The organism is Streptomyces sp. NPDC034043 (assembly GCF_055575675.1).
In genome coordinates, this window is record NZ_JBVISF010000015.1 from 135,061 (window position 1) to 141,660 (window position 6,600).

The 6,600-nt window shown below is 71.6% G+C and carries 7 protein-coding genes and 1 pseudogene; 4 read left to right on the forward strand and 4 right to left on the reverse strand.

Going from position 1 to position 6,600, the window contains the following annotated elements; genetic code table 11:
- Positions 1-20 precede the first annotated feature (20 nt).
- The 3 genes from ACZ51S_RS29155 (at position 21) to ACZ51S_RS29165 (ending at position 1,930) form a co-directional block, all read left to right on the forward strand.
- Positions 21-1,217 (forward strand): LolA family protein, encoded by a 1,197-nt coding sequence (locus ACZ51S_RS29155; protein ID WP_468477041.1) that lies wholly within the window; start codon positions 21-23, stop codon positions 1,215-1,217.
- A gap of 96 nt (positions 1,218-1,313) precedes the next feature.
- A complete protein-coding gene (locus ACZ51S_RS29160; protein ID WP_361608417.1) occupies positions 1,314-1,517 on the forward strand; it encodes a hypothetical protein in 204 nt (67 codons plus the stop codon).
- Positions 1,514-1,930 (forward strand): hypothetical protein, encoded by a 417-nt coding sequence (locus ACZ51S_RS29165; protein WP_388943284.1) that lies wholly within the window; start codon positions 1,514-1,516, stop codon positions 1,928-1,930. The genes ACZ51S_RS29160 and ACZ51S_RS29165 overlap by 4 nt, the downstream gene beginning before the upstream one ends.
- Positions 1,931-2,053: 123 nt before the next feature.
- Here ACZ51S_RS29165 and ACZ51S_RS29170 read toward each other — a convergent pair whose 3' ends face one another.
- The 3 genes from ACZ51S_RS29170 to ACZ51S_RS29180 form a co-directional block, all read right to left on the reverse strand.
- The gene (locus ACZ51S_RS29170; RefSeq protein WP_468477040.1) at positions 2,054-3,370 is read right to left on the reverse strand and encodes a M28 family metallopeptidase; all 1,317 of its coding nucleotides are present in this window, start codon (positions 3,368-3,370) and stop codon (positions 2,054-2,056) included.
- Positions 3,371-3,614: 244 nt separating this feature from the next.
- Positions 3,615-4,631, reverse strand: a complete 1,017-nt coding sequence (rarD, locus tag ACZ51S_RS29175; protein ID WP_468962443.1) for an EamA family transporter RarD — start codon at positions 4,629-4,631, stop codon at positions 3,615-3,617.
- A gap of 178 nt (positions 4,632-4,809) precedes the next feature.
- Complete coding sequence (locus ACZ51S_RS29180) at positions 4,810-5,664, reverse strand: NAD(P)H-binding protein (RefSeq protein ID WP_468477038.1); 855 nt, start codon at positions 5,662-5,664, stop codon at positions 4,810-4,812.
- A gap of 108 nt (positions 5,665-5,772) precedes the next feature.
- Between ACZ51S_RS29180 and ACZ51S_RS29185 the strand changes: the two genes are divergently transcribed.
- Positions 5,773-6,150, forward strand: a complete 378-nt coding sequence (locus ACZ51S_RS29185; protein WP_388943295.1) for a winged helix-turn-helix transcriptional regulator — start codon at positions 5,773-5,775, stop codon at positions 6,148-6,150.
- Positions 6,151-6,203: 53 nt separating this feature from the next.
- Here ACZ51S_RS29185 and ACZ51S_RS29190 read toward each other — a convergent pair.
- Positions 6,204-6,600: pseudogene (locus ACZ51S_RS29190) on the reverse strand (2-oxoacid:ferredoxin oxidoreductase subunit beta); the annotation flags it as partial.

Sequence of the window (6,600 nt, forward strand, 5' to 3'; positions counted from 1 at the left end):
ACAGAGGGCAGGGCACTCAGATGGCAGCGAACACGAAGACCTCGCGCAAGGCCGCCCGGTACGCCGTACCGGTCGCCGTGGCGGGTGTCGCGGCGGCAACCGTCGCGATGGTCCCGGCCTTCGCCAACGCCGGGGGTCCCGACCTGCCCAAGGTGACGGCGCAGCAGCTGATCGAGAAGGTCGCGGCCTCCGACGCGCAGCAGCTCTCCGGCACCGCGAAGATCTCCACCGACCTCGGCCTTCCCCAGTTCGCCTCCGGCCTGCTGGGCGGCGGCGGGGTCGCGGGCGGCTCGGCCGACCCCGAGGAGAAGATCGCGCAGCTGGCCAACGGCACGCACACCTTCCGCGTCGCGGCCGACGGCCCCGACCGCCAGAAGCTGACCTTCCTGGACGGCAAGGACGAGTACACCCTCGTCCACAACGGCAAGGACGTCTGGGGATACGACTCCAAGTCCAACGAGGTCTTCCACGACAAGGACGGCCAGGACGCCCGCCCGGGCCACGGCAAGACCGCCGACCGCCTCCCGGCCTCGCCGCAGGAGCTGGCCCAGGAGGTCCTCAAGGCCGCCGGCCCCACCACCGACATCAGCGTGGGCGAGACCGCGCAGGTCGCCGGGCGCGACGCCTACCAGCTGGTCCTCACGCCCAAGCAGAGCGGCTCCACCGTCGGCTCGGTGCGGATCGCGGTCGACGCCCGCAACGGCGTACCGCTGCGCATCCAGCTGCTGTCCAGCCAGGGCGGCAAGCCGATCGTGGACGCGGGCTTCACCCAGGTTGACTTCGCCAAGCCGGCCGCGGACGCCTTCGCCTTCACCCCGCCGAAGGGCGCCAAGGTGACGGAGGGCGGCGAGCACGGCAAGGGGCAGAAGGAGGACAAGCCGCTCAAGGCGCTGGAATCCTTCCCCGGCCTCGGTGACCTGGCCGCCGGGGCGGACGGCAAGGGCGAGGTGAAGGTCCTCGGCGAGGGCTGGTCCACGGTGGCGCGGATCGACACGGGCGCCGGCCGGTCCCTCAAGGACCTGGAGAACGACAAGAACGCGCCGAAGGAGGCCAAGCAGTTCCTGAACTCCCTCGGCGACAAGGTCTCCGGGAAGTTCGGCGAGGGCCGGGTCTTCTCCACCCGCCTGGTCAACGCCCTGATCACGGACGACGGCAAGGTCTACGTCGGCGCGGTCACCAAGGACCAGCTCGTCAGGACGGCCGACTCCGCCAAGTAACCGCAGTACCGCCGGGGTGGCCGGGGACCTGTGTCCCCGGCCACCCTTGTGCCGTTCCCCTCCTCCGTACAGCGCTGCCGCTGTACCGTGATGGACATGTCGAGACACGTCACCATCCGCCTGGACGAAGAGTTCCACGAACGCCTCAAGGCGCGCGCGGCGGCGCTGGGGACGACGGTCACCGCGCTCATCACCGAGGTCACGGAACGCGAACTCGACGAGGACCGCAAGACGTTCCTCACCGGCATAGAGGAGTTCGCCGACCACTGGGGCTACTTCCAGGAGCGGTTCGGCAATTGAAGATCACCATGGAGTGGGCCTGGACCGCGCTGGCCCACCATCTGCCGTCGGACCCCGCCGTGTGGGACCCCTCCGGGGTGGCCGCCGCAGTCGCCCGGCACCAGAACGACCTGGTCATGGTCCCGGAGCAGCCCGCCCCCGACACCGCCTGGCGGGCCGCGGCCTTCCTGCACACGCTCGCCGTCTGCCCCGCGCTGGAATCCCCGATGAACGAGTTCTACGCGGCCGCCGCGACCCGCTCGTACCTGCGGGTGGCCGGCGCGAAGCAGCTGCCCACGCCCGAGGAGCTCGGCGACCTGGTGGAGGCCGCGAAGCTGGGCCGCGCGGACGTGACCGCGGTCGCCCAGGAGCTGCGCGCCCGCATCCAGGAGCCCCTGTCCGCGTCGACGCGGCCGGCGTCGGAGGACGCGTAGCACTGCCGGCGTCGCAGGACGCGCGGCGCCGGCGGTGTCCCGTCGTACGCGACGGGCCCCGGCGTGATCGCGTCGGATCACGCCGGGGCCCGGAGATCCGGACCGGGCCCGGAAGGGGTGCCGTCAGAAGGTGATCTTCCAGCTGTTGATGTAGCCCACGTCCTGCGCGGCCACGTCCTTGACCTGGAGCTTCCACACGCCGTTGGCGACCTCGGCGGAGGCGTTCACCGTGTAGCTGGCGACCAGGTTGTCGGCGGAGTCCGAGCTGGAGTTCTTCAGCCGGTACGCCGTGCCGTCCGGGGCGATCAGGTCGATCACCAGGTCACCGCGGTAGGTGTGGACGATGTTCACGTCGACCTTGGTGGTGGCCGGCGCGTTGCCCGCCACGCCCGAGACCGTGATCGGCGAGGTCACCGCGGCGGCCGGGGAGTCGGGGATGGTCACGTCGGCGGTGTTCTCGAAGGACGGGCCCGGCGGGACCGGGGTGGCCGCGCCGAGGTTCCAGATCGCGTGGGCGATGGCGTCGGAGTTGCGGTCCAGGGCGGTGTCGTTGATGTTCGACGTGGTGTCGCAGGACGAGTGGTAGCAGCGGTCGAAGGCCTGGCCGGCGGTGCCGCCCCACTTCTGGGCCTGGGCCGAGGTCTTGGTGTTGCTGGCGCCCGTGAACAGACCGCCGACGGGTATCCCCACGTTCTTGAAGGACGCGTGGTCGGAGCGGCCGTCGCCCTCGGTCTCGATCTCGGTGGGGACGCCGAGGCCCGTGAAGTAGTTCTTGAAGGTCTGCTCGATCGTCGGGTCGTCGTCGTAGACGAAGTAGCCCGGGTTCGGCGAGCCGATCATGTCGAAGTTCAGGTAGCCGGAGAACTTCGCCCGCTCCGTCGCCGGCAGGCTGTTGACGTAGTACTTCGAGCCGACCAGGCCCAGTTCCTCCGCGCCCCACCAGCCGAAGCGCAGGTGCTTCGTCGGCTGGAGGTTGGCGCGGGACACCGCGAGCGCGGCCTCCAGGACGGCCGCCGAGCCGGAGCCGTTGTCGTTGATGCCCGCGCCCGAGCTCACCGAGTCCAGGTGCGAGCCGGCCATGAGGACCGAGTTGGGGTCACCGCCCGGCCAGTCGGCGATCAGGTTGTAGCCGGTGGCGCCGCTGGAGGTGAAGGTCTGCACGCTGGTGGTGAAGCCCGCCGCGTCCAGCTTGGCCTTCACGTAGTCGATCGAGGCCTTGTACCCGGCCCGGCCGTGGGCGCGGTTGCCGCCGTTGTTGGTGGCGATGGTCTGGAGCTGCGTCAGGTGGGCCTTGACGTTGGCCAGCGGGATGTCGGGCGGCGTCGGCGCCGCGGTCACGGCCGTGGGCGCGGCGAGCGCGGCGGGAGAGGTGGCGGCCAGCAGCCCCGCGACCGCGAGGGCGGTCGCGGCGGCAAGACGCCGGGAGACGGACAGGCTCATGTGGGGGCTCCGGGATTCCGTTGGGATGATCCGTTGGGGATGAGACGGAACGTGCGGGAATCGTGCAGGTGAGCATTGGTGCGTCAGTGCGAGCCTGATGTTCAGTGAGAGCGTGACTATCCGTCAAGACCACAATCCGGTCAGGGTAGTTCGGAAAACGGACGATCCCCGGTACGGATGTTCCGTACCGGGGACCGTGTGGTGTATCGGGGCGCGTGCAGCGGATGCGCGCACCCGCGCGCGGCTACGCGGGATCGCGGCTCGGAGCCGGTCCTGTTCCGGGCGGTACCGGAACCGGTCCGGCACCCCCTCCGGCCACGGCCGCGGCGACGGCTCCGGCCGCCGCCGCGACGGAGGCTTCGGCCAGCAGGGCCCGCGAGCGCCGGGCGGTCCGCAGCGCGTCCCAGGTCAGCAGCGCCAGCGCGCCCCAGACCAGGGAGAAGCCGGCCCACCGCTCCGGCGGCATCGCCTCGTGGAAGTAGAGGACGCCGAGCCCGAACTGGAACACCGGCGCCAGGTACTGGAGCAGCCCCAGCGTGGAGAGCGGCACCCGGATCGCGGCCGCCCCGAAGCAGACCAGCGGGATCGCCGTGACCAGCCCCGTCGCGGCGAGCAGCGCCGCATGTCCCAGCCCGTGTGAGGTGAAGGTGGACTGCCCCTGGACCCCCAGCCACAGCAGGTAGCCCAGGGCCGGCAGGAACTGCAGGGCCGTCTCGGCGGCCAGCGACTCCAGCCCGCCCATGTCGAGCTTCTTCTTGATCAGCCCGTAGGCGGCGAAGGAGAAGGCCAGCGTGAGCGAGATCCACGGCAGCCGGCCGTAGCCGACGGACAGCACCAGCACGGCGGCGAAGCCGATCCCCACGGCCGCCCACTGGGCCCGGCGCAGCCGCTCGCCCAGCACCAGGACGCCGATGGCGATGGTGACCAGCGGGTTGATGAAGTAGCCGAGGCTGGCCTCGACGACCTGGCCGTTGTTGACGGCCCAGATGTACAGGCCCCAGTTGACGCTGATCACGGCCGCCGCGAGGGCCGTCAGCCCGAGCTTGCGCGGTTGGCGGACGATCTCGGCGATCCACCCCCAGCGGCGCAGCGCGAGGAGCGCGATGCCGACCGCGGCCAGCGACCAGACCATGCGGTGGGCGAGGATCTCGATCGCCCCGGAGGGCTTGAGGAGGGGCCAGAAGAGGGGGACGAGCCCCCACATTCCGTATGCGCCGAATCCGTAGAGCAAACCCGTGCGCTGCTCGTTCTCCGCCTTCACGGGACCTCCAGTGCAACTTCCAGCCAATCTCACAACCTCACGACCGTAGCGCCGCAGGGCGCTGCTGTCATGCCCGTTCCCACGAGATACTCATGACATCCGCATGGCACCCGCCATGACATCCCCCCGGGGCGGACGGCCGGCGAGCGGGCCGGGCGCGGGGCCGGACGGCCGGTGATCAGGCCAGGGCGGCGGCGATGGCCGCGGCCACCGGCGTCGTCGGCCGCCCGATCAGGCGCGACAGGTCGCCGCTCGTCCCGGCCAGCCGGCCGCGCGAGATCGCCGCGTCCACGTCCACGAGGATCGCCGCGAAGGGCTCGGGCACCCCGGCGCCGGTCAGCACGGTCAGGTGCGCGTCGGCCGGCACGGCGGCGTACGAGATCTCGCGGCCGGACTGCCGGGCCACCTCGCCGGCGTACTCGGCCAGGCTCCAGGCGGTGTCGCCCGACAGCTCGTAGGCCTGGTTCAGGTGGCCCTCGCCGGTCAGTACCGCCGCCGCGGCGGCCGCGTAGTCCGCCCGCGCCGCCGAGGCGATCCGGCCTTCGCCCGCGCTGGCGACGACCGCGCCGTGCTCCAGGACGGCGGGGAGCTGGGCGGTGTAGTTCTCGTGGTACCAGCCGTTGCGCAGGAAGGTGTACGGCAGCCCGGAGTCGAGGATCGCCTGCTCCGTGGCCCGGTGCTCGGCCGCCAGCTCGAAGTCGGCCTCGGGCCCGCCGAGGATGCCGGTGTAGGCCAGCTGGGCCACCCCGGCCGCCTTCGCGGCCGCGATCACGGCGGTGTGCTGCGGGATCCGCCGCCCGACCTCGCTGCCGGAGATCAGCAGGACCCGGTCGCCGGCCCGGAAGGCGCCGGCCAGCGCGGCCGGGTCGTCGTAGTCGGCGATCCGTACGTCGATGCCGCGCGCGGCCAGGTCGGCGGCCTTATCCGCGCTGCGCACGACCACGGCCAGCTCGCCGGCGGGGACCTGCTCCAGCAGTTCTCCGACGACGAGGCGGCCGAGGGCTCCGGTGGCTCCGGTGACGACGATGCTCATGATGCGCTCCTGGTGCGGTGGGTTCCCCGCGTTCGTTCGCGGAGACAGCACCAGCGTATGGAGAGCGCTAACTATCCGTAAGTACCCACTTCAAAGTAAGGTACTGGTATGGACGTAAGTGTGCAGCCCGTGACCGTGAAGGCCCCCATGTGCCCGTCGCGGGGGATCCTGGAGCACGTGACCAGCCGCTGGGGCGTGCTGGTCCTCGCCGCCCTGGTGGAGCGCTCCTACCGGTTCAGCGAGCTCCGCCGGGAGGTGGGAGGGGTCAGCGAGAAGATGCTCGCCCAGACCCTCCAGACGCTGGAGCGGGACGGTTTCGTACTGCGCCACGCGCACCCCGTGATCCCGCCGCACGTGGACTACTCCCTGACGGACCTCGGCCGGGAGGCCGCCGAGCAGGTGTGGGCCCTGGCCCGCTGGACGGAACGCCGTACCGGCGAGGTGCAGGCGGCCCGGGCCGCTTACGACGAAGCCCGGACCCCGTAGCGGGATCCGGGCTCCCGGAGGCCGCCCGCGCCGTGCGCCGGGGCCCGTGCGCCCTAGCCGACCACGGTCCAGGTGTCGGAGCCGGCCAGCAGCGCCGCCAGGTCACCCTTGCCGCGCTGGTCGACGGCGGTGTCGAGCTGGTCGGCCATGAGGGTGTCGTAGACGGGGCGTTCGGTGCTGCGGAAGACGCCGATGGGGGTGTGGTGGAGGGTGTCGGGGTCGGCGAGGCGGGAGAGGGCGAAGGCGGTGGTGGGGGAGGTGGCGTGGGCGTCGTGGGTCAGGATCCGCGACTCGTTCTCCGTGGTGACGGTGACGGCCCGGAGGTCTCCGGTGGCGGGATCGCGGAGCACGCCCTTGGTGTTGTCGGTGCCGAAGCGGATGGGTTGGCCGTGTTCGAGGCGGATGACGGCTTCGCGGGCGTGGTCCTGGTCTTTGAGGGTGTCGAAGGCG